This window comes from Ruegeria sp. BG5 (assembly GCF_056538425.1).
Genome location: NZ_JBQFTC010000001.1, coordinates 2,161,618 through 2,184,420 on the forward strand (window position 1 = coordinate 2,161,618; position 22,803 = coordinate 2,184,420).

A 22,803-nucleotide genomic window follows, 5' to 3' on the forward strand; every position below is an offset into this window, starting at 1 on the left:
TCTTTGATTGCGCAGATCGTGCGCTGTGGACGGGAAAGAGTCAAAGGGGCAAATCCGACTTGATTCCCCCCGCAGCGCGAGGCATCACCCAAGACATGCTGATCTACAAAATTTTCCGGGCCGATGAATGGGCCGAGTTGCAGGCCAATGGGGCATCGGACGGGGCTCCGATCGATCTGTCCGACGGGTTCGTGCATTTTTCCACCGCTGAACAGGCGGCTGAAACCGCAGCCAAGCATTTCGCCGGTATCGACGGGCTGACCCTGTTGGCCTGCGACGCGGATGCCATGGGCGATGACCTGAAATGGGAGGTGTCGCGTGGCGGGGCCCTGTTCCCACATCTCTATCGCCAGATCCGCATGAGTGATGTGGTCTGGTCGCGCGCGCTGCCCTTTGATGGCCAAACCCACCACTTCCCGAAGGAGATGGCATGACCGCCTATATCGATCCCGAACGCGAGCAATTCGAAACCTTCAAGACGCTGGATCGCGATCACCCCATCGAGATGTTGAATCTGGTCAAGTTTCGCGCCAAGGCCGCCTATCCGGCGGGTCACGAACTGGCCGGGGTCGACCTGACCGGGGCGGATGCCTATGGCAAATACGGGCTTGAGACCGCCCCCATCATTGCCCGGTTGGGCGCGTCGATCCTGTGGCGCGGCGTGTTTCAGGCAACCTTAATCGGACCGACGGATGAAGCGTGGGATGCAGTGTTCATCGCCCGTTATCCCAGCGCCCATGTGTTTTTGGAAATGGTCACCGACCCCGACTATCAAAAAGCTGTTGTGCATCGTCAGGCGGCGGTCGAAACCTCGCGCCTGATCCGCTGCGGTTCGACCGAGGGCGGGGCGTCCTTCGGATGAAACTGACCGAAAAACTCGGGCTGGCCGCCCTGCACCGGATGGATCCGGAAACCGCCCACGGGCTGTCGATCAAGGCACTGAAAGCCGGGCTGGCCCCGGCGCCGGGGCCGATCACCTCGGCCCGGCTGAGCACCGAAGTTGCGGGGCTGCGCCTGCCCAACCCGGTGGGTCTGGCCGCTGGATTTGACAAGAACGGAGAGGTCCTGACCCCTCTGTCCCGCGCGGGCTTTGGGTTTGTCGAGGTCGGGGCCGTGACCCCGCGCCCACAGCCCGGCAATCCCAAGCCCCGCCTGTTCCGCCTGATCGAGGACAAGGCCGCCATCAACCGTTTTGGGTTCAACAATGACGGAATGGAGGTCATGGCCGGACGGTTGGCGAACCGTCCCAAGGATGCGGTGATCGGCCTGAACCTTGGCGCAAACAAAGACAGCGACGACCGGCCCGGAGACTTCGCCAAAGTGCTGGCCCATTGCGCCTCGCATCTGGATTTTGCCACCGTCAACGTCTCATCCCCCAACACCGAAAAGCTGCGCGATCTTCAGGGCAAAGCCGCGCTCGGCGCACTGCTGAGCGGTGTCATCGAGACACGCAATGCCCTGCCCCGCCCCCTGCCCATCTTCCTGAAAATCGCGCCAGACCTGACCGAGGCCGAATTGCAGGACATCGCCGAGGTCGCCGCCGAGACCGGCGTGGATGCGGTAATCGCAACCAACACCACCCTGTCCCGAGACGGTCTGCGCAGTGCGCACAAGGACGAAAAAGGTGGCCTGTCGGGCACGCCCTTGTTCGAGAAATCGACGCGCGTTCTGGCCCGGTTGAGTCACCTCACCGGCGGCAACATCCCTCTGATCGGCGTCGGCGGCGTCAGCACGGCGGAACAAGCCTATGCCAAGATTTGCGCCGGGGCGTCTGCGGTGCAGTTCTATACCGCAATGGTCTATGGCGGTCTGTCACTGGCAGCGGAGATCGCGCAGGGGCTGGATGCCCTGCTGGCGCGCGACGGGTTCGACTCGGTCGCGCAGGCCGTGGGTAGCAAACGAGAGGATTGGCTGTGATCGAATATTGGCACAACCCGCGCTGTTCAAAATCCCGCACGGGTCTCGCCCTGCTGGAAGAGCGCGGTGCGGAGGTTCAGGTTCGGAAATATCTTGAAGATGCCCCCTCGGTCGAGGAATTGCGCGCGGCTCAGGCCCTTCTGGGCGTATCCGCTGTTCAGATGATGCGCACGGGCGAGAAGCGATTCAAGGAATTGGGCCTGTCAAAAGATGCACCAGACGCGGAACTGATCAAAGCCATGGCCGAGAACCCGATCCTGATCGAACGCCCCCTTGCCATCGCGGGCGATAAGGCTGCCATCGGGCGCCCTCCGGAAAACCTGCTGGACCTGCTTTAAGCGACCTGAGCCTCAAGCCGGGGATAGCGCCAGCCCATGGTCACACCGCGCGCAAGGTTCAGGACCATAAGCGCGGCCCACAGCCCGTGGTTGCCGAAGCTGGGCACCAGCAGGAACAGGGCCACGATATAGACCGCCACCGATTGCAGCATCGCATCGCGCATCTCGCGGGTCCAGGTGGCGCCGATATAGATGCCGTCAAACATCCAGCTTGCCACGCCAATGACCGGGGCAATCGCCGCCCAGAACAGGAACGCGCGCCCGGCCTCGCGTACCTCGGGCGAGGTGGACATCAGATCGATCAGCGCAGGTCCGGCGAAATAGAAAACCGCGCCCAGCAGAAAGGCCCCGCCGACACCCCATTGCGACGACAAGACAGAGGCGCGCCGGACCTGAAACCGGTCCCGCGCGCCAACTGCGCCACCGACCAGCGCCTCGGCAGAAAACGCAAACCCGTCCAGCGCAAAGGCGGTGATTTCCAGAAATTGCAGCAACACCTGATTGGCTGCCAGATTGACGTCTCCCAGATCGGCCCCAACAAACAGGAACGTTGTGAAGGAACCGGTCAACAGGACTGAACGGATCATGATATCGCTGTTAACCTGCAGCATCCGCCGTAGACGGGCCGCATCGAAGATACGCGACCAATCGCGCCAGATCCGGTTCTGAAACCCGTCGCGGCACAACCACAGCCCCAGCGCCAGCCCCGTCCACTCGGCGATCAGGGTTGCAATGGCGACGCCTTCAACGCCCCAACCGAGGCCCAGAACAAACCACAGGTCCAGAGCGATATTCAGCCCGTTCATCCAGATTTGCAGCAGGAACACGCCCCGCGTCCGCTCGACCGCGATCAGCCATCCGGTTACCGCGTAAAGCGCGATGGTGGCTGGCGCCCCCCAGATCCGAATTTCAAGATAGGCCCGGGACAGCGCCTCGACCTTGGGGCTGGCCGGAGACAGCAGAAACGCGCCGCTGAAAATCGCAACCTGTGCGACGATAAAGATCATCCCGGCGGCCGCACCCAGCATCAGCCCCCGGATCAACAGGGCGCGCATCTCGGCCAAATCCCCTGCCCCGCGCGCCTGCGCGGCAAGGCCGGTGGTGCCCATGCGCAGAAAGCCGAATATCCAGTAGACCGCAGACAGGATCACAGCACCGATCCCCACGGCCCCAATCGGCGCAGCCTGACCCATCTGCCCGACAACGCCCGTGTCCACCGCACCCAGAATCGGCACCGTCACGTTGGACAGCACAATCGGAACCGCGATCTTCAGCACCCGCCCGTGCGTTATGGGTGCCGGGGCATCGTGCATTCCTTAGCTCTTGTCAGAGCGGCTTTGGGGGATCAGGAAATGCCCTGTGCCCTGCGCGAACAACTTGTCGTGATTGTCCTGCCAGGCCTCGACCCGAACCGAGGCATAACGCCGACCGGATCGGTTGATAAAGGCGCGGGCATAGGCGTCGCGCGGCAGGCCTGAGCGCAGGAAATCCACCGTGAAATCGATCGTCTTGGGAAAGCGTGTCTCTTCCGATTTCAGAATATCCGCAACATCCAGCTCACCGCTTTCGATCCGGGGGAACAGACGTTCCCAGCTTAGGGTGATGAGGGCTGTGACCTCAAGAAACGCCGCCGTCACGCCACCGTGCAGGGCGGGCAATAGCGGGTTTCCGATCAACTTTTCGTCAAAATTCAGAACGCCGGTCAGCTCATCTCCGCGCCGGTCGAAGCTGATATTGAGAAAGCGGATATACGGAACACCTTCGACCAAAGCGGTCAGCGCGGCATCCCGGCGCTGTTTGACAACCTGCATGGGTTCGGGACGTGCACGCGCCATTTACTTGACCTCCACGGTGAAGGCACCCGATGCGGTGGCGACCGGATTGTCCTGATCTTCATCGGTTGCCGTGGCCCGTACAAAGGCCACGTTCCGCGTGATATGATAGCATTTGGCGCGTGTCGTGATGGTCTGGCCCGGCTTTGCGGCGCGCATGTAATCTATCCTCAGATCGATGGTTGCGGTGCTTGTCGGCTTCACCGGATTGCTCATCACAGCTGCGCCGCAGCACGTGTCCAGCATTGTCGATACGGCACCACCATGGATGACACCGGTCCGGGGATCGCCAACCAGCGCCTCGTTGTAAGGCATGGTGATTTCCGCTTCACCATTGTTAATATACGTCAGCTCTAACCCAAGTGCTTGTGCGTGAGGAATGGCCTGGATGAACTGGCGCGCAAATTTTGAGATATCCGCCATACATTTGGCTCCTGTCGTCAAGTTGCCCCTTTATGAGCCGCGGACGATGCAAAGGGCAAGCCCGCCTGTTGCGCTCGTCCTCATGACACCCTACGGTGCTGCCAAGGAGACCAGGAATGTCCGACAACCGTTTGTCATTCAAAGAGATGTGCGCTGAGTACGATGTGACTCCGCGTACCCTGCGTTACTACGAGTATATCGAGTTGTTGCAGCCCGATCGGGAAGGCCGGTCGCGGTTTTACGGCCCCCGCGAATGCGCGCGCATGACGCTGATCATGCGCGGGCGCAAATTCGGCTTTCCGCTGGAAGAGATTCGTCAGTGGCTGCTGATCTATGAAGATCAGGGCAACGAGGCGCAAATGGCTGCCTTTGTCGAAATGGCCGACCGCCAGATGGACGAACTGAACCAGCAACGCCAGCAACTGGACGAGGCGATGGGCGAGCTCAAGCGCCTGCGCGACCAGACAGCAAAATCTCTGAACTGACAGGCTCAATGCCTGCCGGGTGCCGCAAGAGCCCATAAATCTGCCAGTGGTTTTGGCGGCGTCCGCCCCGATTCCCGGTTGACGCAGGGGAAATAAAATTGCCCCTGAGTCTGTTTACGCGTTCGGAAGTTACGTCAACTTGGAAATGACGCAGCGTTTGGATTACGTAAACGTCACTCTCATGTTGTAAAGCGACCAGCAACTGCGCAAGTCATGTCCAGTGACGCCAGTGACGAGAGTATGACGAATGACCGAAGATCTGATGACCATCCGTGAGATGTGCGAGACCTATGATGTCACGCCCCGTACCTTGCGGTTCTACGAGGCGAAGGAACTGCTGTTTCCGATCCGCGAGGGTCAGAAACGCCTGTTCACCAAACGCGACCGCGCGCGGCTGAAGCTGATTCTGCGCGGCAAGCGGTTCGGGTTCAGCCTGGAGGAAATTCGCCAGCTTCTGGATCTGTACCATGTGGGCGATCAGCAACTGACCCAGATGACCCGCACCTACGAGATCGCGTGCGACCGTCTGGCAGACATGGAATCGCGCCGCGAAGAACTGACGCAGGCAATCGACGATCTGAAAGAACAGTTGCGTTGGGGCGAAAAAGTCATCGCCTCGATGAAACAGGAAAAAAAGGCAGCCGAGTAACCTCGGCCTGCCGGCTGGAAATATGAATTAAGGGAGCTTTCCATGCCCGTGTATAACGCGCCTACCAAAGACACGCAGTTCATCCTGCATGACGTTCTGAAAGTCTCGCAGTCGGATATTCCCGGCTATGATGAACTGGAAGCCGAATTTACCGGCGCAGTTCTGGAAGAAGCAGGCAAAGTTGCCGCGAATGTGCTGCATCCGCTGAACACCGTGGGCGACACCGAAGGGTGTCGGCTGGAAAACGGCATCGTTTACACGCCGACCGGGTTCAAGGACGCTTTCGAGCAGGTGAAAGAAGGTGGCTGGACTGGCCTCGACATGCCGGAAGAATATGGCGGCCAGAACATGCCCTATGTCATCGGTACTGCTGTGGGCGAGATGTTCTCGGCCGCGAACCAGGCCTTCACCATGTATCAGGGCCTGACCCACGGCGCGGCCTCGGCCATTCTGGCGCACGGTTCGGACGAGCAGAAGAACAAATACCTGCCCAACATGGTCAGCTGCGAATGGACCGGCACCATGAACCTGACCGAACCGCATTGCGGCACCGATCTGGGCCTGATGCGCACCAAGGCGGAACCGCAGGAAGACGGCAGCTATAAGGTCTCGGGTCAGAAGATCTTTATCTCGGCTGGCGATCACGACATGTCCAACAACATCATCCATCTGGTGCTGGCCAAGATCCCCGGCGGCCCCGAAGGCATCAAAGGCGTGTCGCTGTTCATCGTGCCCAAATTCATCGTGAACGAAGACGGCACCCCGGGCGAGCGCAACGGTGTTTCGGTCGGCAAGATCGAAGAGAAAATGGGCATCCACGGCAACTCGACCTGTGTGATGAACTATGACGAGGCGACCGGCTGGCTGCTGGGCGACCAACACAAAGGCATGCGCGCCATGTTCACCATGATGAACGAAGCGCGTCTGGGTGTGGGCATGCAGGGTCTGGCGCAGGCCGAGGCCGCCTATCAGAACGCCGTCGAATACGCCAAGGACCGCCTACAGGGCCGCGACGTGACCGGCGTGAAAAACCCGGACGGCCCCGCCGATCCGCTGATCGTGCACCCCGACATCCGCCGCAACCTGATGGATCAGAAAAGCTTTACCGAAGGCGCGCGCGCGTTCATCCTGTGGGGCGCGACGATGATCGACAAGGCGCATCGCTCGGGTGACAAGGACGCGGACGGTCTGATTTCGCTGCTGACACCGGTGATCAAGGGCTTCCTGACCGATCAGGGTTACGACATGACGGTTCAGGCGCAGCAGATCTATGGCGGCCACGGCTACATCGAGGAATGGGGCATGTCGCAATACACCCGCGACGCCCGTATCGCCCAGATCTACGAAGGCGCCAACGGCGTTCAGGCGCTGGATCTGGTGGGCCGCAAACTGGCACAGGATGGCGGCAAGCACGTGATGGCCTTCTTCGAAATGGTCAAGGGGTTCTGCAAAGAGAACACGGGCCAGGACGAAGCTTATGACAAGGCGTTCATCGAACCGCTGAAGGCTGCGTCGAAGGATCTGCAGGCCGCTGGCATGTATTTCATGCAGCAGGGCATGAAGAACCCCAACAACGCGCTGTCGGGATCCTATGACTTCATGCATATGTTCGGCCATGTCTGCCTGGGCCTGATGTGGGCGCAGATGGCCAAGGCCGCGCAGGGTGCGCTGGACAATGGTGCGTCGGACAAAGAGTTCTACGAGACCAAGATCAATACCGGTCGCTTCTACATGGCCCGCCGCCTGCCCGCCACGACGCTGCATCTGGCCCGTATCCAGACCGGTGCGGACACTGTGATGGCTCTGGACGCGGCGAGCTTCTGATCTCAGTCTGGGTCCGGGCGCTCATGCCCGGGCCCAGCTATTGAGAGGATACAAGATGCCAAAACGTTTTCGCCTGACCCGCCGTTTTCCGGTCGCCATGACTGAAGACGGGTATCGCAAACTCAAGGGTTTCGCCCGTGAGGCCGGTCTGGATGAAGGTGAGGCGCTGTCCTTTCTGTTCGAGAACTTCAACAGCGTGATTGACGAGGAGAATCTGACCCACCGTCTGCGCATCTTCAACTCTGAGCTGGAAGCGCGAAAACGGTGAGGGCACGCACCAACCAACTGCCTGCTACGGCCTTAGGGCCGGACGCCTCCGGCGGGAGTATTTCTGAAAAGATGAAGACGTGATGCGCCCCTGCCACCGGGCGCACTCGCCATCAGGACAGGGACGACTTCACCTTTTGCGGTCATCGGCTCTCCAGCCTGTACCGCAAGCCGAGTGAAACAGATCCGGTTTGATAAATGGTAAACGTCCTCACTTCATCTTTTTACAAATACTCAATTCCAACCTGACCACATGCGCCTTGGGAGGGGCAATCGCATGACGATCAAACTGCACTGCTTCGGAGAAAGCGGAAACAGCTACAAGGCGGCGCTGGCGTTGGAGATGTCCGGGCTGCAGTGGGAGCCGGTCTTTGTCGACTTCTTCAACGGTGAGACCCGCACGCCAGAGTTCCGCAAGGACGCCAACGAGATGGGCGAAGCCCCGTTTCTTGTCGATGGCGATTTTCGCACCAGCCAGTCCGGCGCCATTCAGGCTTACGTGACCGAAAAATCCGGCAAGTTCGGCGGCAAGGACCGGGACGAGAACTACGAGATCCTTCGCTGGGTGCTGTGGGACAACCACAAGCTCAGCTCGATGGCCGGGTTGACGCGGTTTCTGGTCAATTTCCTGCCGGAAAAACACCGTAACCCGGATGTGATTGCGTTTAATCAGGGGCGATTGAAAGCGGCTTACGAAGTCCTTAATGCCCATTTGGAAGGCCGTGACTGGATTGTTGGTGATGGCGTCACCAACGCGGATCTCAGTTGCTGCGGCTATCTGTATTACCCCGAACCATTCGGCTTTGACCGTGCCGACTGGCCCCATATCGATGCCTGGCTGACCCGTCTCAGCGCACAGCCCGGCTGGAAACACCCCTATGACCTGATGCCCGGCAACCCGTCGGATCGAGCTTAAGGAGAAGTCTCATGACCGAAGCTTACATATATGATGCCCTGCGCACCCCGCGCGGCAAGGGCCGCAAGGATGGCAGCCTGCACGAGGTGACCTCGGTGCGCCTGTCCGCCCTGACCCTGAACGCGATGAAAGAGCGTAACAATCTGGAAGGCCACGCTGTCGAGGACGTGATCTGGGGCAACGTCACGCAGGTGATGGAGCAAGGCGGCTGTCTGGCGCGCTCGGCTGTTCTGGCCTCGGATCTGGATGAATCGATCCCCGGTCTGGCCATCAACCGTTTCTGCGCCTCGGGCATGGAAGCGGTGAACCTGGCGGCGAACCAGGTCAAAGGCGGCGCAGGCGAGGCCTATATCGCCGGCGGTGTCGAGATGATGGGCCGCGTGGCCATGGGCAGCGACGGTGCGGCGATTGCCGTGGACCCCTCGCTGGCGATGGGCACCTATTTCGTGCCGCAGGGCATTTCGGCCGACATCATTGCCACCGAATATGGTTTTACTCGCGATGACGCGGACGCGCTGGCGGTTGAATCGCAGCGCCGTGCCGCAGAGGCCTGGGCGGACAACCGGTTCGAGAAATCGGTCATCACCGTCAAGGATCAGAACGGGCTGACCATTCTGGACCGCGACGAGTACATGCGCCCCGGCACCGACATGCAAAGCCTTGGTTCGCTGAACCCGTCCTTCCAGATGATGGGCGAGCAGATGCCGGGCTTTGACAAGGTAGCGATGCTGAAATACCCGCATCTGGAAAAGATCAACCACGTCCACCACGCGGGCAACAGCTCGGGCATCGTGGATGGGGCCGCTGCTGTGCTGATCGGCAACAAGGAGTTTGGCGAGAAATACGGCCTGAAACCGCGCGCGCGTATCAAGGCGACCGCCAAGATCGGCACCGATCCGACCATCATGCTGACCGGCCCTGTTCCGGTGACAGAGAAGATTCTGGCCGACAATGGCATGAAGATCAGCGATCTGGACCTGTTCGAAGTGAACGAAGCCTTCGCCTCGGTCGTGCTGCGGTTCCAGCAGGCGTTTGACGTCGATCCGGCGCTGGTTAACCCAAATGGCGGCTCGATCGCGATGGGTCACCCGCTGGGCGCAACCGGTGCGATGATCATCGGCACGCTGCTGGACGAGCTTGAGCGTCAGGACAAGGAAATGGGTCTGGCAACGCTTTGCATCGCGTCCGGCATGGGTGCGGCAACCATCATCGAGAGGGTCTGATGCCCAAGCTGGATCTCTCTCAGATCCCATTCAGGGGCGGTTCGGGCTATCCCGGCAAGCTGGCAAAGGCAGGCGATGGCCGCTTTGTCCAGCCTGTGGGGGATGCTGGCGGGCTGACCCAGTACGGGGTCAACATCGTGCGGCTGGAACCGCAGGGGCTGTCCTCGCTGCGCCATTATCACATGGAACAGGACGAGTTCGCCATCGTCCTCAGCGGCACCTGTACCCTGATCGACGATGATGGTGAGCATGAGATGCAGCCCGGTGATTGCGCCGCTTTTCCCGCAGGTGAGGCCAACGGCCACCACCTTGTGAACAAAACCGATGCGCCCGCGACCTTTCTGGTGGTGGGCACACGGACCCCGACCGAGACCGGCTATTACAGCGACCTAGACATGATGGTGAAGTTCGATGCCGACGGCTTTCGCTTTACCCGCAAAGACGGCAGCCCGCTGACGGCTGACCAGATTGGAGATGACAATGACTGAATTCACTCTGACAAAAGACTCTGATGGCGTGGGCGTCATCACCTGGGATGTGCCCGGGAAAACCATGAACGTGATGTCCTTTGACGGGCTGGCGCAACTGAGCAGCTGCATCGATGATGCGCTGGCCGATGACGCGGTCAAGGGCATCGTCATCACCTCGGGCAAGGAAGGGTCGTTTGCCGGTGGCATGGACCTGAACCTGCTGGCGGTGATGAAGGAACAGGCGGGCGACGATCCGGCCAAGGGTCTGTTCGAGGGCACGATGCAGATGCACGCCCTGCTGCGCAAGATCGAGCTTGCGGGCATGGACCCCAAGACCAAGAAGGGCGGCAAGCCGATTGCCACCGTTCTGCCCGGCACCGCCGCGGGCATCGGTATGGAACTGCCGCTGTCCACGCACCGCATCTTTGCCGCCGAAAACCCCAAGGCAAAGTTCGGCCTGCCCGAGATCATGGTCGGCATCTTCCCCGGCGCGGGCGGCACCACGCGGATGGTGCGCAAGGTTGGCGCGATTGCGGCGGCTCCGCTATTGCTGGAAGGCAAGATGCTGGACGTCAAGAAAGCCAAGGGCGCAGGCTACATCGATGAGATCGCCGAAGACCCAATGGCTGCGGCCAAGGAATGGGTGCTGAACGCCAAGGACGGCGATATCGTCAAGCCTTGGGACGCCAAGGGCTACAAGATGCCCGGCGGCGCGCCCTACCATCCTGCGGGCTTCATGAACTTCGTCGGAGCTTCGGCGATGGTGCATGGCAAGACCCAAGGCGCCTTCCCGGCTGCCAAGGCGCTGCTGAGCGCGGTTTACGAAGGCGCTCTGGTCGATTTCGACACCGCGCTGAAGATCGAGGCGCGCTGGTTCACATCCGTGCTGATGAACCCGTCCTCGGGTGCCATGATCCGCTCGCTGTTCCTGAACAAGGAAGCGCTGGAAAAAGGCGCTGTGCGTCCCGCTGGTGTTCCCGATCAGTCGGTCAAGAAGATCGGCGTTCTGGGCGCGGGCATGATGGGTGCGGGCATCGCGCTGGTGTCGGCGCAGGCCGGTATGGAAGTGGTTCTGGTCGACCGTGATCAAGCAGCCGCCGGCAAGGGCAAGGCCTATACCGAGACCTATCTGGACAAGGGCATGAAGCGCGGCAAGGTCACCGCTGAAAAGAAAGAGGCCATGCTGGGCCGCATCACCGCGACCCCGGATCTGGACAACCTGAAAGGCTGTGACCTGATCATCGAAGCTGTCTTCGAAGATATGGGCGTCAAGGCCGAGATGACCAAGAAGGTCGAGGCGATCATCCCCGAGGATTGCATCTTTGCCTCGAACACCTCGACCCTGCCGATCACCGATCTGGCCAAAGCCTCGGCGCGTCCCGATCAGTTTATCGGCATCCACTTCTTCTCGCCCGTCGAGAAGATGTTCCTGGTCGAGATCATCAAGGGCAAGGAAACCGGGGACCGCGCGGTCGCCAAGGCGCTGGACTATGTGCGCCAGATCAAGAAGACGCCCATCGTGGTCAACGATGCGCGGTTCTTCTACTGCAACCGCTGCATCATCCCCTACATCAACGAAGGTGCGCGCATGATCACCGAGGGCGTCAGCCCCGTGCTGATCGACAACGCCGCGCGTCAGTTGGGCTTCCCTGTGGGTCCGGTTCAGCTGACCGATGAGACCTCGATCGATCTGGGTGCCAAGATTGCACGTGCAACCAAGGCGGCGATGGGCGATGCCTATCCCGAAAGCCCCTCGGATGATCTAATCTTCTGGATGGAAGAACAGGGCCGTCTGGGCCGCAAATCGAACGCGGGCTTCTTTGACTATGACGAAAAGGGCAAGCGCGTCGGGTACTGGAACGGTCTGCAGGACAAGTATCCGCTGGCCGAGGATCAGCCCGACCTGATCGAAGTGCAGGAACGTCTGATGTTCGCGCAGGTTCTGGAAGCGGTGCGCGCGCTGGAAGAAGGCGTTCTGGAAGACATCCGCGAAGGCGATGTGGGCGCCATTCTGGCCTGGGGCTTTGCGCCGTGGTCCGGTGGTCCGCTCAGCTGGCTGGACATCATCGGCGCGCCTTACGCCGCCGAGCGTTGCGACCAACTAGCCGCGGCCTATGGCGAGCGTTTTGCCTGCCCGCCGCTGCTGCGTGAGATGGCCGAGAAAGGTCAGACCTTCTATGGCCGCTTCGACCCCGAAGCCAAAGCCGCTTGATCAAGTGATGCAGGCGCGTGGTGTCACGCGCCTGCATCGTTCTTTTCGTGTTTGGTTAGGTCTGCCATTCAGGCCGCAGAAACAGGACAGGCGCATTGGGCCTGCCCGGACGCCCCGGCCTGCGCATGCCGGATGGCGGGCGGATCGGGAAAATCGGTTCCTGCGGGATGGGTGCAGGCAGTGCACCCAACGGGTTTGCAAGGGCTGAGACGTCGCCCCTGATTGCAATCGAATTGACCAAAGCCGTCGCGGTCTGTTCATCCGCCACCCTATAGGGCGCGTGATCCTGTGCTGAACGGGCGCTGAACCGACCAGCCGGGCAAAAGGCCTGCAGCCCGCCCTCGACAAAGATCACCTCATCCGTGTCAAAAAACAAAGTCGTCACCTGGAACGATGACCCCGGCACCTGCGCCGACATCCGGCACGCGCCGTTCAACATCCGGGCCGGAATGACCGAGACACCCGCCGCGTCGGGATCGAGTTTCCCAAGATCCAGCGCCATGCCCTGCTCAGGCATCAACCAGACAGGCCGCCCGTTATAAGTCGCCCGTGCGGGTACAAATATCGGCACGTAATCGGCGCGGGTTTCATCGGCCGGAATGACGACGCAACAGGTCGAAATCCGGCGCACCTCGCGAAACCCGTTATCCAAAGTTCGCACCAGATCGCCCACGGCAACCCGTTCGATCAGCTTCCAGCCACTGGTGGTGGCAACCTTGGTGCCGTGCAACAGACCGCCACGGCGTGCATTTACCGCTTTATTCGGGTCGGCGAAATCAACGTCACCAGATTGATCCGAAAACCCCGAAACACTCACTACTTCAAACACGTGCCTCACCCCCTTGTGGCACAAACTAACGATGCAAAACGGATAGCATGAATTTTGAGGGGTGACTTATTTCTGACATATTTGCGCCCAATTTGGGCCTTTTGAGGCCCCTTTTGCGCACATCTTGCAGACAAATGCAGGATAAATACTTCTTTTGATCCGTTTTCGGAAACGATTACTAGCCCGATCCGTCGAACTGATATCCGAATCTCCGAATATCTTCCGCGCAGGCTTGGGCAACCGCATCCACTGTTTGCGTCGTATAATACCCGCGATAATCGCGATCCCTCTGTGACCGGTTCAGATGCGGCAAATCCACCTCAAACCCGAGATGTTCGATCAGAGGCTGCGCGTCCTGGGCGAAACGCTCAAGGCGAATATATGCGTCACATCTTTCGGCCCCGTTGGCCATGGTCACATAGGCGCGCGCGGGGTGGTGCTGAAAGGATCGCAGCGTGGACGGATGCAGGACAAACGACCCGAAATCCAGATCTTTGGCGCGCCCGACATCCGGGTGATCAAAGCTCTGTACCCGCAGCCAATGATAATAGCTCACCATCCGGTCCCACGGATTTCGCACCATCGTGAAGACGAACATCGAGGTCAAAGCCCCGGCAGGCAGCACCCCGTCGATATCGGACAGCGTCGAATGCTTCCACAAGCGCCCGCGCGCGTTCAGGGATTTGGCGCGGCGTCGCCGTTTCAGCGCCTTTGGCGTGTCACCCAACAGAATGTCATCCTTCTTCGCCCGCTGTTCCAGCGCCAGCGCCAGCGACGTGCCCCCGGTCTTGGGGATATGCACGAACACATAACGGCGTCCGGTCGAGATGATCACGCCACGCCCTGCTCTGCCGTTGCGCGACTGGCGCGCCATCCCAGCACGGCCCCCGCCGTTGCAATCAGTCCGATGCCAAAGACCTGCATCACGCCGATGGACTGCCCCAAAGCGACCCAGGCAAAGAGCGGGCCGAAGATCATCACCGAATATTCAAATACGGCAACAAAGGACGGCTCGCCCACCTGATAGGCTTTGATCAGCATGAAGACCGCGATGGTCGACCCCACGGCTTGCACGACGATCCACGGGATGGCCGGTTGGAAGTCCCAGACCAGCCCTCGGGTCACAAACCCATCCGGCCCCTCGGGCGTATCCACCGGAAAGGCGGTGAAAAAGGCCAACCCGATTGCGCCTGCCAGTCCCAGGGTCATCACCATATTCGCCAGCAGAGCCACCGTGCTTTCGTCCGAGCAATGACTGCGGGTGACAATGGCGCTGAGCGCATAGAAAAACCCGCCCGCCACCGGCAACAGGGTTCGGGCGTCGAAATCGGTTGGGTTGGGTTGCAAAACGCACAGGATGCCGATGAACCCGATCATCACTGCCCCGATACGCCACGGACCGATAGGTTGTTTCAGCCCCAGTGCCGAGATCAGAAGCACAAAGATCGGTGAGGTAAACAGCCCGGCCAGCGCCTGCGCAATCGGCATCAAAGCCAGCGAGGCGAAATAGAACAGCATGGCCGTGGTGATCAGCAGGCTGCGCACCACGACAGGCCCTAACCGTTTGGGGCGCAGCGTGCCAAAGCCCAGCAGCGACAGCCCTGCGATCAAGGGCAACATCAAAGCGGCCCGACTCAGGTGGAATTGCCACAGCCCTATTGTCTCGGCCAGCAGAATCACGACATTGTCCACAACCCCGATGATGGCCATGGAACTGACCATCAGGGCCGCGGCCAAAATCGGTGAGGTCGGTTTAGCTGCCTGCATCTGCCACATGTTCCTGTTCTGCGTCCCGCCATCCAGCACAATTGCCAATCCCGACGCAACAAGTTTGCGCCACGCGATTTGGGCGTGCTAAGCTGCGGCAAAAGAAATACGAGCAGAACCCATCCAGATGACCGCCCTGAAACAGTACCAGCGGATCGAAGCCACCGGTCTGTGGCGCCCCTCGCCCGATGAACAACGGCGCGAGGTTGTCGTCTCGATTGGTGAGGCCACGCTCACCATCTCGGATTTCAATGACCGGGCGTTGACGCATTGGTCACTGGCGGCGCTGGAACGGCAAAATCCGGGCGTCTTCCCGGCGATCTTCAACCCCGATGGCGACCCGGATGAGACGCTGGAGCTGGCCGAAAGCGAAAAGACCATGCTAGAAGCCATCGACCGGCTGCAACGCGCCATCGACAAGGCACGTCCGCATCCCGGGCGTCTGCGGTGGCTCAGCGTTGGGGGCGTTGTTGCCGCTGTTCTGGCGGTCATGCTGTTGTGGCTGCCCGGAGCGCTGCAAAGCCATGTGGTGTCCGTCGTGCCCGAGGTGAAGCGGCAGGAAATCGGCGGCGCGATTCTGAAACGGATCGAGCGTGTGTCGGGGCGTGCCTGTACCTCACGCGATGCGCAGGCGTCATTGGATCGGTTGGCGAAACGGACCGGCGTGCGGCAGATCATCATCCTGCCTGCAGGGGTGCAGGACAGCCTCAGCCTGCCGGGCGGTACCGTGCTACTCAGCCGGTCATTGGTCGAGGATCATGAGGATCCAGCCGTCGCCGCCGGATATGTTATTGCAGAACGGGCGCGGTCCGAACAGCAGGACCCGCTGGATGATTTGCTGGACCGGACGGGCGCGTCCTCGGCGTTTCGATTGCTGACAACCGGAGGGCTGACGCCTCAGATCGTCGACAGCTATACCGAACAGGTCTTGTCCGAACCCCGCCCCTCGGTCACGGATGAGGCGTTGCTGGCGATGTTCGCGCAGGCCGCCCTGCCCTCGACCCCTTATGCCTATGCACGTGACATCACCGGGGAAACCGTGCTGGGCCTGATCGAGGCCGACCCGATGGCCGGGCGCACGTTGGAACAGGTGTTGCCGGACCGCGATTGGGTCCGGCTACAGAATATCTGCGGCGAGTGATCCGCCTTACTTGGTGCCGAACATCCGGTCCCCGGCATCACCGAGACCGGGCATGATATAGCCTTTCGAGTTCAACTCGCGATCCAGCGCGGCGGTGACGATATGCACATCTGGATGCGCCTCTTTCATGCGTTCGACACCTTCGGGTGCGGCCAGCAGGCAGAGAAAGCGAATATCGGTCGCGCCCTGCTCTTTCAGCAGATCAATCGCGGCGGCAGAGCTGTTGCCGGTGGCCAGCATCGGGTCCACGGCGATGACCAGACGGTCTTTCAGCCCCTCGGGGGCCTTGAAGTAGTACTGAACGGGTTTCAGCGTTTCTTCATCGCGATATAGGCCGACAAATCCCACCCGTGCCGAGGGGATCAATTCCAGAACCCCATCCAGCATCCCGTTGCCCGCCCGCAGGATCGAGACCAGCGCCAGCTTCTTGCCGGCCAGAATGGGGGCGTCCATCTCCTCCATCGGGGTTTCGATATGCCGCGTCGTCAGCGGCATTTCCCGCGTGATCTCATAAGCCAACAGCAGCGTGATCTCGCGCAGCAACTGCCGGAACACGGCGGTCGAGGTGCCCTTGTCCCGCATGAGCGTCAGCTTGTGTTGCACCAGCGGGTGGTCGACGACGGTCAGGTGATCGCTCATGAGTTCTCCAGTCTTTTCTTGACCCGCGCGCGGGTGTCTTCGTCACAAAAAGCCGCGTTCAGGGCTGTTTCATTCAGCGCAGCAAAGTCTTCGGCGTCCCAGCCGAAGGCTGCGTGCAGCATCTCATATTCGCGCCGCATGGTGGTATGAAAAAAGGGCGGATCGTCGGTGGAAACGGTTACGTTGACGCCTGCATCGCGCAGCCTTGCAATCGGGTGGTCTGCGAAATCGGGAAACAGGCCAAGGACCACGTTTGATCCCGGACAGACCTCTAGCGTGATACCACGGTCGGTAATTTCGTGCACAAGGTCAGGATCTTCAATCGCGCGCACCCCGTGGCCGACGCGTTCCACACCAAGGTCGCGGATCGCATCGCGGACACTTTCCGGGCCGCCAAACTCGCCCGCATGGGTGGTGAGACGCAAACCCGCCTCGCGGGCGCAGTCGAAGGCCCATTTGAAATCCCCCTGGGTGCCCACGGATTCGTTGCCGCCCATGCCAAACCCGGTGATCCAGTCGCCTGCGGTTTCCGCCGCGCAATGGGCGCTGCGTTTGGCCTGTTCTGGTCCGAAATGACGGACACAGGTGACGACGCCGCGCAGGGTGATGCCAAACTTGCGCTCAGCCTCGTCAGCGGCGTCCTGAATGGCCGTCAGATAGTCACGCCAGGCATGAAGATCCCCGCCGCCGCAGAAATCCGGGCTGAGAAAGGTTTCTGAATAAACAATACCATTTGCGGCGCTTTCTTCAAGTATCGCCAGCGTCAGACGGCGGAAATCCTCGGGCGTTTTGAGAACCTCACAAGCGGCCTCATACACGCTGAGGAAATGGGCGAAATCACGAAAGTCATAGCTGCCGTCAGGTTTGAAAATCCCGCTCAGGTCAACGCGCTTTTCATGGGCGAGTTGGCGGATAAAGGCGGGCGGGGCCGCGCCTTCGTGGTGCAGGTGCAATTCGATTTTGGGCAGATCCGCAACGGTCATAGAAAGCTTCTCCCCGGCCCTTGCGCCGGTACGTTCAGGTGATGGGCAATGCTGGTGGCGACGTCGGCGAATGCGATTTGCCCGATCTGGCCGCTGCCTTTTCCAGCGACCATAACAGGCACCTGTTCGCGCGTGTGGTCGGTTCCGGTCCAGCTGGGATCGTTGCCGTGATCGGCGGTCAGCAGCAGCAGGTCGTCCGGGCGCAGCTTTTGCAGGATCACGCCGATTTCCCGGTCGAACCATTCCAGAGCCCGCGCATAGCCGCTAATGTCGCGGCGGTGACCATAGAGGCTGTCGAATTCGACGAAATTGGCGAAGGTCAGGCTGCCCTCTTCGGCGTGGTCCACCAGATCGGACAGGTGCCTCATCAACTCGGCGTCCGAACCTTTGCGCAGCGTGTCGATCCCTTGCATCGAAAAGATGTCGCCGATCTTGCCTACCGCATGCACCTTGCGCCCGGCATCCTGCACCCAATTGGTCAGCACCGGAGCAGGCGGCAGGATCGCGAAATCCTTCCGGTTAGTGGTGCGGGTGAAACCGTCCTCAGGCGATCCGACAAAGGGCCGTGCAATCACCCGACCCACTTTCATCTGGTGCAAACGCGGCGCGAGCGTCCGGCACATCTCAAGCAGACGGTCGAGGCCAAAGCTGCCTTCATGCGCGGCGATCTGGAACACGCTGTCGGCAGAGGTGTAGCAAATCGGCCAGCCGGTGCGCATATGTTCGGCCCCCAGTTCCGCGATGATCGCGGTACCCGAGGCGTGGCAGTCGCCCAAAATGCCATCGGCGCCCGCCGCCTCGGCTGCGGCGCGGCTCAGATCAGCGGGAAAGGCCGGGGTGGTGTCGGGGAAATAGTGCCAATCCCACGGTACGGGCAGCCCGGCCAGTTCCCAATGGCCCGAGGGCGTGTCCTTGCCCGGCGAACGTTCGCGCGCGCATCCCCAGAGGCCCGAAGGATCAGCATCAAGCCCCGGCGTATCCTCCCCCGACGCCAGACGCGCCGCAGCACCAAGGCCCAACGCGTCCAGATTGGGCAGGTCTAGCGGGCCAGAGCGCCCGTCCTCGGCGCGACCCTCGGCACAGGCCTGCGCGATATGTGCGACCGTGTTGGCCCCAGTGTCCGGCACGTCGCCATTGAAATACTGGCCAGCATCCGGCGCGCCGCCGATGCCGACCGAGTCCATGACGACCAGAAAAGCCCGGCTCATGCGGTGATCCTTTCATGAACCAGCGTCGGGGTCATCGGTGCATCATCGCCGATCGAGATGGCTTGCAGAATCGTATCTGCGGCCTGCCGCGCGGCGTCTTCACGCGCAGCATGCACCACGGCCAAGGGCGCGCCTTTGTCGACTTTGTCGCCCAGCCGGACAATGCCGGACATACCGACCGCCGGGTCGATCACGTCACTTTCGACCTGCCGACCACCGCCCAAGGCAACCACGGCAAGGCCCAATGCCTCGCCATTTATCGCATTGATATACCCACCGCGCGGGGCTTGAACCTCAAGGATCACGCTGGCTTCGGGCAGGAAGCGTGACCAGTTTTCGACGAGCTGCAGTGGCCCGCCGACAGCGGCCATCATGCGGCCAAACCGCTCAGCGGCGCGCCCGTCGCGGATGACGTCGGTGATCTTGCCGCGCCCCTCATCAGCCGTGGCGACCATGCCCGCATCGGCCAGCAATACGCCACCCAACTCGGCCGAAATTTCGGCCAGCGGCGCGTAATGCGCATTTGTCAGAACATTCATCACCTCAGCCACTTCCAGCGCATTGCCCAGCGCCGGGGCCAAGGGTTGATGCATATCAGTGATCACGGCCGAGGTCCGGCACCCTGCCGCATTCGCGGTCTCGGTCAGGGCCTGTGCCAGCTTGCGCGCCTCATCCAGCGTTTTCATGAACGCGCCGCTGCCGACCTTGACGTCGAGCACCAGCGCCTCGGGGCTGGCCGCCAGTTTCTTGGACAGGATTGACGCGGTGATCAGGTCCAGGCTTTCGACCGTCGCCGTGACATCCCGGATCGCATAAAGCCGCTTGTCGGCGGGTGCAATCTGACCTGTGGCACCGACAATCGCGGCCCCGGTCTCCTGCAGAATCTGGGCCAGACGGTCCTGCCCGATCTGCGTGGTGACGCCGGGAATGGCCTCAAGCTTGTCTAGCGTGCCACCTGTATGACCAAGGCCCCGCCCGGAAATCATCGGAACATAGGCCCCGCATTCAGCCAGCGCCGGGGCCAGTATCAGGCTGACGCAATCCCCCACCCCGCCAGTCGAGTGTTTGTCGATGACCGGCCCATCCAAATCCCAACTCAGGACATCGCCGCTGTCGCGCATGGCTAGGGTCAGGTCGGCACGTCCCTGCGCGCCCAGCCCGCCCATGCAGACTGCCATTGCAAAGGCCCCTGCCTGCGCATCGCTGACCCCGCCATCGGCCAGACCTTGTGCAAACCATGACAGGTCTTCGCTGGTCGGCACCTCATGCCGGCGCAGTTTTGCGATGATCGAGCGGGCATCCATTGGCTCAGGCGTCCTGCATATGGGACGCGTCGAACGCGCCCGGCAGAAGATCACCGATGGTGGTTTCCAGTTCCATCCCGCCGGTCGTCGCCAGAGTGACCTTCACGTCGCGCCCACCGAACTCGGCCAGTTTCTGACGGCACCCCCCGCAGGGCGGTACTGGTTGTGGGCTTTGGGCCACGACGTAGACCTCGGCCAGTTCGGTCTCACCTGAGGCAACCATGGCGGCTATCGCCCCTGCTTCGGCACAGGTGCCTTCGGGATAAGCCACGTTTTCGACGTTGCAGCCAACATACAGAGTGCCGGACCCGGACAGGATCGCCGCGCCCACCTTGAAGTTCGAATAAGGCGCATGGGCGTTTTCGCGAACCTTCAGGGCAGCATCTTTGAGCGACATGGCGATTCCCCAATTTTTGATCAGTTGGTCAGAAAAACGTACCCTAATAGCAAGCGCCGGGGAAGTTGAAGCCCCCAGCATGTGTTTTTCGCCTATTCCAGCATTGTGTTGAAGGTTCCCGGTAATGTCACTTCCAGCAATTCGATATCCTCGGACGGGTCCGCCAGCCGCGTGCGCATTCCCGGCGGAATAACAAAGGCATCCCCCTGTTCCAGCCGGTATGGCTCGCGCCCTTCGCCTTCCAACGTAACCTCTCCGGTCATGACGAAGGTAAAGTGAATGTCGGTATCATGGCTGGCCCAAACCGGGTCCCCCTGCCCACGGCGGATGACCTGTACCCCGGCCACGCCTTTGGTGTTTTCGGCAATCGTCGTGTCGCGGCAAACATAGCCCGGCAGCCGGAAGGGTATCCACTCGGCATCCTTGGCCTGATTGTAGACAAAGCGTTGGCCCTGCCATTCCCGGTCCGGACGCAAATGAGGCGTCGGCAACTCCATCTCATGATCAATCTCGGTGACATGCTCGGCCGGAACGCCGATCTCGATCACCTGCACGTTGTCCGAGGCTTCCAACACACGGTGGCGGATTTCCGGGGGCTGGATAAAGCAATCCCCGGCGGTCAGGCGCATCTTGTCACCCTGATCCTCATAGACAACATCGACCCAACCATGGATGCAGAAGATCAGCTGAAAGCCCACCTTGTGGAAATGCACCATATCCGGCACCGGCCCGCCGTCGGGGATGCGGATATGGCTGGCGATGATCGAGCCGCCCAGACGATCCGGCACCAGATCACGGTAATGCATGCCAGCCCGCCCGATGATCCACGGGGCCTGATCTTTAAGGCGACGGACGACAAAGGAATGGACCGTTTCGGGCATGACCAGCGGCGGGTCGCGGTCTTCAATCTCGATTCGGGTTCCGTTTGGCGCGATCAAAACCCTTTCGCCGCCGGCAAATGCATCGGGGTCTTCGGTCAGGATGCGAAGCGTTCCGGCACCTTCAGGCGCATCTTTTTCGATGCGCAGACGCAACCCATGACCTGAAAATACGGCAGTCCGCGGATCGTCTGCGGGATAGATCATGTCCATCCGCATCCCCAGAACCTTGGTGTAAAACGGGATGTCGTCCCTTAGCTCATTCGTTGGTAAGCGGAACTCGGCTATCGTCTGGTTCGAACGCAAAGGGCGCATCGGGCAGTGTCTCGTGCTGTTGGTGTTTACGCCATCCGATCAGAACCGAAGCGAAAATGCCAATCGAAAACAATAGCTCGAGCGTTTCTTCCACAACAAAGAGACGCATCAGCGTCAGTTGGGAAAAGTCCGTATATTTGGGCCGTGCGACCTGATCCACGACTTGCGCCACGACGACAGCCAACACTGCCAAAGCGAAAACGGTAAGGAATGGCGCACGGGCCTTGCGGGCTTTCCAGATTGTTGGGATCCCGTGCCAGACCACACCAAATAGCAGAACCAGACCCAGAACCACCCGCACCCAAGTGGGATCGAGCATGTTGTCAATCGCGTTGAATACAGCCGCAAGCGAGCTGTCTGCGGCGAAGATCTCGGTGTCGATCTCTCGCTCGGCCAGAAGGAAACAGCCCAGCGAAATATACACTCGCGGCAACCCTTTCAAAGTTACCAACGCCGCCACAGCCGCACCGAAAAGCATCACAGCCGATGCAATCTCGACAATCCCGCCTTCATTAACATGCGTAATCGCCCAGGTTGGCCACAGTATCCCAACCACGCAAAACAGCAGCGTCGCCAACATGACACAATGGGTCACCGCAACGCCGGTTGCGGGTGCAAATCGAACGGGCAGAGTCAAACGCTCTGCTTTGGTTTCAGTGCTGAAAGTCATGCCTATCTTGGTTCTGCTGGTTCGGCAGTTTGAGTGAGTGGATTTGGCCGAATGTAAATATTTTACAACGGAAATCAACCAAGCCCGGATTAAGAGACATCAAGCTGTGATAGGTG

General features: G+C 60.6%; 26 protein-coding genes. 13 read left to right on the plus strand and 13 right to left on the minus strand.

Annotation, left to right across the window (positions count from 1 at the left end):
* The first annotated feature begins 95 nt into the window (after positions 1 to 95).
* The 4 genes from ACR0KX_RS10305 to arsC are packed head-to-tail and all read left to right on the plus strand — an operon-like array spanning position 96 to position 2,255.
* Entirely contained in the window at positions 96 to 434 is a 339-nt protein-coding gene (locus ACR0KX_RS10305; RefSeq protein WP_170622076.1) for a DUF952 domain-containing protein, read from the plus strand.
* The gene (locus tag ACR0KX_RS10310; RefSeq protein WP_170622077.1) at positions 431 to 862 is read left to right on the plus strand and encodes a DUF1330 domain-containing protein; all 432 of its coding nucleotides are present in this window, start codon (positions 431 to 433) and stop codon (positions 860 to 862) included. The genes ACR0KX_RS10305 and ACR0KX_RS10310 overlap by 4 nt, the downstream gene beginning before the upstream one ends.
* Positions 859 to 1,917 (plus strand): quinone-dependent dihydroorotate dehydrogenase, encoded by a 1,059-nt coding sequence (locus ACR0KX_RS10315; protein ID WP_170622078.1) that lies wholly within the window; start codon positions 859 to 861, stop codon positions 1,915 to 1,917. Before ACR0KX_RS10310 ends, ACR0KX_RS10315 begins: the two co-directional genes overlap by 4 nt.
* Positions 1,914 to 2,255, plus strand: coding sequence for an arsenate reductase (glutaredoxin) (gene arsC, locus ACR0KX_RS10320; protein ID WP_170622079.1), 342 nt, complete (start codon positions 1,914 to 1,916; stop codon positions 2,253 to 2,255). The genes ACR0KX_RS10315 and arsC overlap by 4 nt, the downstream gene beginning before the upstream one ends.
* On the opposite strand, the gene ACR0KX_RS10325 is transcribed toward arsC, so the two are convergent.
* Genes ACR0KX_RS10325 through ACR0KX_RS10335 form a run of 3 tightly spaced genes read right to left on the minus strand, consistent with a single transcriptional unit; the run spans position 2,252 to position 4,510 of the window.
* Positions 2,252 to 3,568: an MATE family efflux transporter gene (locus tag ACR0KX_RS10325; protein WP_170622080.1), complete on the minus strand. Its 1,317-nt coding sequence runs from the start codon at positions 3,566 to 3,568 to the stop codon at positions 2,252 to 2,254. The two genes, arsC and ACR0KX_RS10325, sit on opposite strands and share 4 nt — an antisense overlap.
* 3 nt (positions 3,569 to 3,571) lie before the next feature.
* A complete protein-coding gene (locus ACR0KX_RS10330; protein WP_170449359.1) occupies positions 3,572 to 4,090 on the minus strand; it encodes a PaaI family thioesterase in 519 nt (172 codons plus the stop codon).
* Positions 4,091 to 4,510 (minus strand): PaaI family thioesterase, encoded by a 420-nt coding sequence (locus ACR0KX_RS10335; protein ID WP_170524846.1) that lies wholly within the window; start codon positions 4,508 to 4,510, stop codon positions 4,091 to 4,093.
* 116 nt (positions 4,511 to 4,626) lie between these two features.
* Between ACR0KX_RS10335 and ACR0KX_RS10340 the strand changes: the two genes are divergently transcribed.
* The 8 genes from ACR0KX_RS10340 to ACR0KX_RS10375 all read left to right on the plus strand — a co-directional run bounded on the left by ACR0KX_RS10340 (position 4,627) and on the right by ACR0KX_RS10375 (position 12,556).
* Complete coding sequence (locus ACR0KX_RS10340; protein WP_170449355.1) at positions 4,627 to 4,995, plus strand: MerR family transcriptional regulator; 369 nt, start codon at positions 4,627 to 4,629, stop codon at positions 4,993 to 4,995.
* Between the two features lie 247 nt (positions 4,996 to 5,242).
* Positions 5,243 to 5,644 (plus strand): MerR family transcriptional regulator, encoded by a 402-nt coding sequence (locus ACR0KX_RS10345; RefSeq protein WP_170449353.1) that lies wholly within the window; start codon positions 5,243 to 5,245, stop codon positions 5,642 to 5,644.
* Between the two features lie 42 nt (positions 5,645 to 5,686).
* A complete protein-coding gene (locus tag ACR0KX_RS10350) occupies positions 5,687 to 7,468 on the plus strand; it encodes an acyl-CoA dehydrogenase C-terminal domain-containing protein (RefSeq protein WP_170622081.1) in 1,782 nt (593 codons plus the stop codon).
* A 55-nt stretch (positions 7,469 to 7,523) separates the two neighbouring features.
* Entirely contained in the window at positions 7,524 to 7,736 is a 213-nt protein-coding gene (locus ACR0KX_RS10355) for a hypothetical protein (protein WP_005981899.1), read from the plus strand.
* Positions 7,737 to 8,012: 276 nt separating this feature from the next.
* A complete protein-coding gene (locus ACR0KX_RS10360; RefSeq protein ID WP_170449349.1) occupies positions 8,013 to 8,651 on the plus strand; it encodes a glutathione S-transferase in 639 nt (212 codons plus the stop codon).
* A gap of 11 nt (positions 8,652 to 8,662) precedes the next feature.
* Positions 8,663 to 9,874, plus strand: coding sequence for an acetyl-CoA C-acetyltransferase (locus ACR0KX_RS10365; RefSeq protein ID WP_170449347.1), 1,212 nt, complete (start codon positions 8,663 to 8,665; stop codon positions 9,872 to 9,874).
* Positions 9,874 to 10,362, plus strand: a complete 489-nt coding sequence (locus ACR0KX_RS10370; protein WP_170449345.1) for a cupin domain-containing protein — start codon at positions 9,874 to 9,876, stop codon at positions 10,360 to 10,362. Before ACR0KX_RS10365 ends, ACR0KX_RS10370 begins: the two co-directional genes overlap by 1 nt.
* Entirely contained in the window at positions 10,355 to 12,556 is a 2,202-nt protein-coding gene (locus ACR0KX_RS10375; protein WP_170622082.1) for a 3-hydroxyacyl-CoA dehydrogenase NAD-binding domain-containing protein, read from the plus strand. The genes ACR0KX_RS10370 and ACR0KX_RS10375 overlap by 8 nt, the downstream gene beginning before the upstream one ends.
* A gap of 55 nt (positions 12,557 to 12,611) precedes the next feature.
* On the opposite strand, the gene ACR0KX_RS10380 is transcribed toward ACR0KX_RS10375, so the two are convergent.
* The 3 genes from ACR0KX_RS10380 to ACR0KX_RS10390 all read right to left on the minus strand — a co-directional run bounded on the left by ACR0KX_RS10380 (position 12,612) and on the right by ACR0KX_RS10390 (position 15,191).
* On the minus strand, positions 12,612 to 13,385 hold the full coding sequence (locus ACR0KX_RS10380) for a Hint domain-containing protein (protein WP_480708382.1): 774 nt from the start codon (positions 13,383 to 13,385) through the stop codon (positions 12,612 to 12,614).
* A gap of 178 nt (positions 13,386 to 13,563) precedes the next feature.
* Positions 13,564 to 14,259: a sulfotransferase family 2 domain-containing protein gene (locus tag ACR0KX_RS10385; protein WP_480708383.1), complete on the minus strand. Its 696-nt coding sequence runs from the start codon at positions 14,257 to 14,259 to the stop codon at positions 13,564 to 13,566.
* Positions 14,217 to 15,191, minus strand: a complete 975-nt coding sequence (locus ACR0KX_RS10390; RefSeq protein ID WP_480708400.1) for a DMT family transporter — start codon at positions 15,189 to 15,191, stop codon at positions 14,217 to 14,219. The genes ACR0KX_RS10385 and ACR0KX_RS10390 overlap by 43 nt, the downstream gene beginning before the upstream one ends.
* Before the next feature lie 88 nt (positions 15,192 to 15,279).
* On the opposite strand from ACR0KX_RS10390, the gene ACR0KX_RS10395 reads away from it, so the two are divergent.
* Positions 15,280 to 16,293, plus strand: coding sequence for a hypothetical protein (locus ACR0KX_RS10395; RefSeq protein WP_170449339.1), 1,014 nt, complete (start codon positions 15,280 to 15,282; stop codon positions 16,291 to 16,293).
* 6 nt (positions 16,294 to 16,299) lie between these two features.
* On the opposite strand, the gene upp is transcribed toward ACR0KX_RS10395, so the two are convergent.
* From upp to ACR0KX_RS10430, 7 genes are all read right to left on the minus strand, one after another.
* Positions 16,300 to 16,932, minus strand: a complete 633-nt coding sequence (gene upp / locus ACR0KX_RS10400) for a uracil phosphoribosyltransferase (protein ID WP_170524854.1) — start codon at positions 16,930 to 16,932, stop codon at positions 16,300 to 16,302.
* Positions 16,929 to 17,915: an adenosine deaminase gene (locus ACR0KX_RS10405; RefSeq protein WP_170622084.1), complete on the minus strand. Its 987-nt coding sequence runs from the start codon at positions 17,913 to 17,915 to the stop codon at positions 16,929 to 16,931. Before ACR0KX_RS10405 ends, upp begins: the two co-directional genes overlap by 4 nt.
* On the minus strand, positions 17,912 to 19,123 hold the full coding sequence (locus tag ACR0KX_RS10410; RefSeq protein ID WP_170449333.1) for a phosphopentomutase: 1,212 nt from the start codon (positions 19,121 to 19,123) through the stop codon (positions 17,912 to 17,914). The genes ACR0KX_RS10405 and ACR0KX_RS10410 overlap by 4 nt, the downstream gene beginning before the upstream one ends.
* Complete coding sequence (locus tag ACR0KX_RS10415; protein ID WP_170622085.1) at positions 19,120 to 20,427, minus strand: thymidine phosphorylase; 1,308 nt, start codon at positions 20,425 to 20,427, stop codon at positions 19,120 to 19,122. The genes ACR0KX_RS10410 and ACR0KX_RS10415 overlap by 4 nt, the downstream gene beginning before the upstream one ends.
* Before the next feature lie 4 nt (positions 20,428 to 20,431).
* Positions 20,432 to 20,824 carry a cytidine deaminase gene (locus ACR0KX_RS10420; protein ID WP_170622086.1) on the minus strand — a complete coding sequence of 131 codons (393 nt, stop codon included), beginning with the start codon at positions 20,822 to 20,824 and terminating at the stop codon, positions 20,432 to 20,434.
* A 92-nt stretch (positions 20,825 to 20,916) separates the two neighbouring features.
* Entirely contained in the window at positions 20,917 to 22,017 is a 1,101-nt protein-coding gene (locus ACR0KX_RS10425; protein WP_170622087.1) for a cupin domain-containing protein, read from the minus strand.
* Entirely contained in the window at positions 21,962 to 22,594 is a 633-nt protein-coding gene (locus tag ACR0KX_RS10430; protein WP_170622088.1) for a hypothetical protein, read from the minus strand. Before ACR0KX_RS10430 ends, ACR0KX_RS10425 begins: the two co-directional genes overlap by 56 nt.
* Positions 22,595 to 22,803: the final 209 nt, after the last annotated feature.

Bases quoted from the DNA above. Each gene is read 5' to 3' on its own strand.
- ACR0KX_RS10305 (WP_170622076.1), top strand. From the start codon at position 96: ATGCTGATCTACAAAATTTTCCGGGCCGATGAATGGGCCGAGTTGCAG.
- ACR0KX_RS10310 (WP_170622077.1), top strand. From the start codon at position 431: ATGACCGCCTATATCGATCCCGAACGCGAGCAATTCGAAACCTTCAAG.
- ACR0KX_RS10315 (WP_170622078.1), top strand. From the start codon at position 859: ATGAAACTGACCGAAAAACTCGGGCTGGCCGCCCTGCACCGGATGGAT.
- ACR0KX_RS10325 (WP_170622080.1), bottom strand. From the start codon at position 3,568: ATGCACGATGCCCCGGCACCCATAACGCACGGGCGGGTGCTGAAGATC.
- ACR0KX_RS10330 (WP_170449359.1), bottom strand. From the start codon at position 4,090: ATGGCGCGTGCACGTCCCGAACCCATGCAGGTTGTCAAACAGCGCCGG.
- ACR0KX_RS10335 (WP_170524846.1), bottom strand. From the start codon at position 4,510: ATGGCGGATATCTCAAAATTTGCGCGCCAGTTCATCCAGGCCATTCCT.
- ACR0KX_RS10340 (WP_170449355.1), top strand. From the start codon at position 4,627: ATGTCCGACAACCGTTTGTCATTCAAAGAGATGTGCGCTGAGTACGAT.
- ACR0KX_RS10345 (WP_170449353.1), top strand. From the start codon at position 5,243: ATGACCGAAGATCTGATGACCATCCGTGAGATGTGCGAGACCTATGAT.
- ACR0KX_RS10350 (WP_170622081.1), top strand. From the start codon at position 5,687: ATGCCCGTGTATAACGCGCCTACCAAAGACACGCAGTTCATCCTGCAT.
- ACR0KX_RS10355 (WP_005981899.1), top strand. From the start codon at position 7,524: ATGCCAAAACGTTTTCGCCTGACCCGCCGTTTTCCGGTCGCCATGACT.
- ACR0KX_RS10360 (WP_170449349.1), top strand. From the start codon at position 8,013: ATGACGATCAAACTGCACTGCTTCGGAGAAAGCGGAAACAGCTACAAG.
- ACR0KX_RS10365 (WP_170449347.1), top strand. From the start codon at position 8,663: ATGACCGAAGCTTACATATATGATGCCCTGCGCACCCCGCGCGGCAAG.
- ACR0KX_RS10370 (WP_170449345.1), top strand. From the start codon at position 9,874: ATGCCCAAGCTGGATCTCTCTCAGATCCCATTCAGGGGCGGTTCGGGC.
- ACR0KX_RS10375 (WP_170622082.1), top strand. From the start codon at position 10,355: ATGACTGAATTCACTCTGACAAAAGACTCTGATGGCGTGGGCGTCATC.
- ACR0KX_RS10385 (WP_480708383.1), bottom strand. From the start codon at position 14,259: ATGGCGCGCCAGTCGCGCAACGGCAGAGCAGGGCGTGGCGTGATCATC.
- ACR0KX_RS10395 (WP_170449339.1), top strand. From the start codon at position 15,280: ATGACCGCCCTGAAACAGTACCAGCGGATCGAAGCCACCGGTCTGTGG.
- upp (WP_170524854.1), bottom strand. From the start codon at position 16,932: ATGAGCGATCACCTGACCGTCGTCGACCACCCGCTGGTGCAACACAAG.
- ACR0KX_RS10405 (WP_170622084.1), bottom strand. From the start codon at position 17,915: ATGACCGTTGCGGATCTGCCCAAAATCGAATTGCACCTGCACCACGAA.
- ACR0KX_RS10410 (WP_170449333.1), bottom strand. From the start codon at position 19,123: ATGAGCCGGGCTTTTCTGGTCGTCATGGACTCGGTCGGCATCGGCGGC.
- ACR0KX_RS10415 (WP_170622085.1), bottom strand. From the start codon at position 20,427: ATGGATGCCCGCTCGATCATCGCAAAACTGCGCCGGCATGAGGTGCCG.
- ACR0KX_RS10420 (WP_170622086.1), bottom strand. From the start codon at position 20,824: ATGTCGCTCAAAGATGCTGCCCTGAAGGTTCGCGAAAACGCCCATGCG.
- ACR0KX_RS10425 (WP_170622087.1), bottom strand. From the start codon at position 22,017: ATGCGCCCTTTGCGTTCGAACCAGACGATAGCCGAGTTCCGCTTACCA.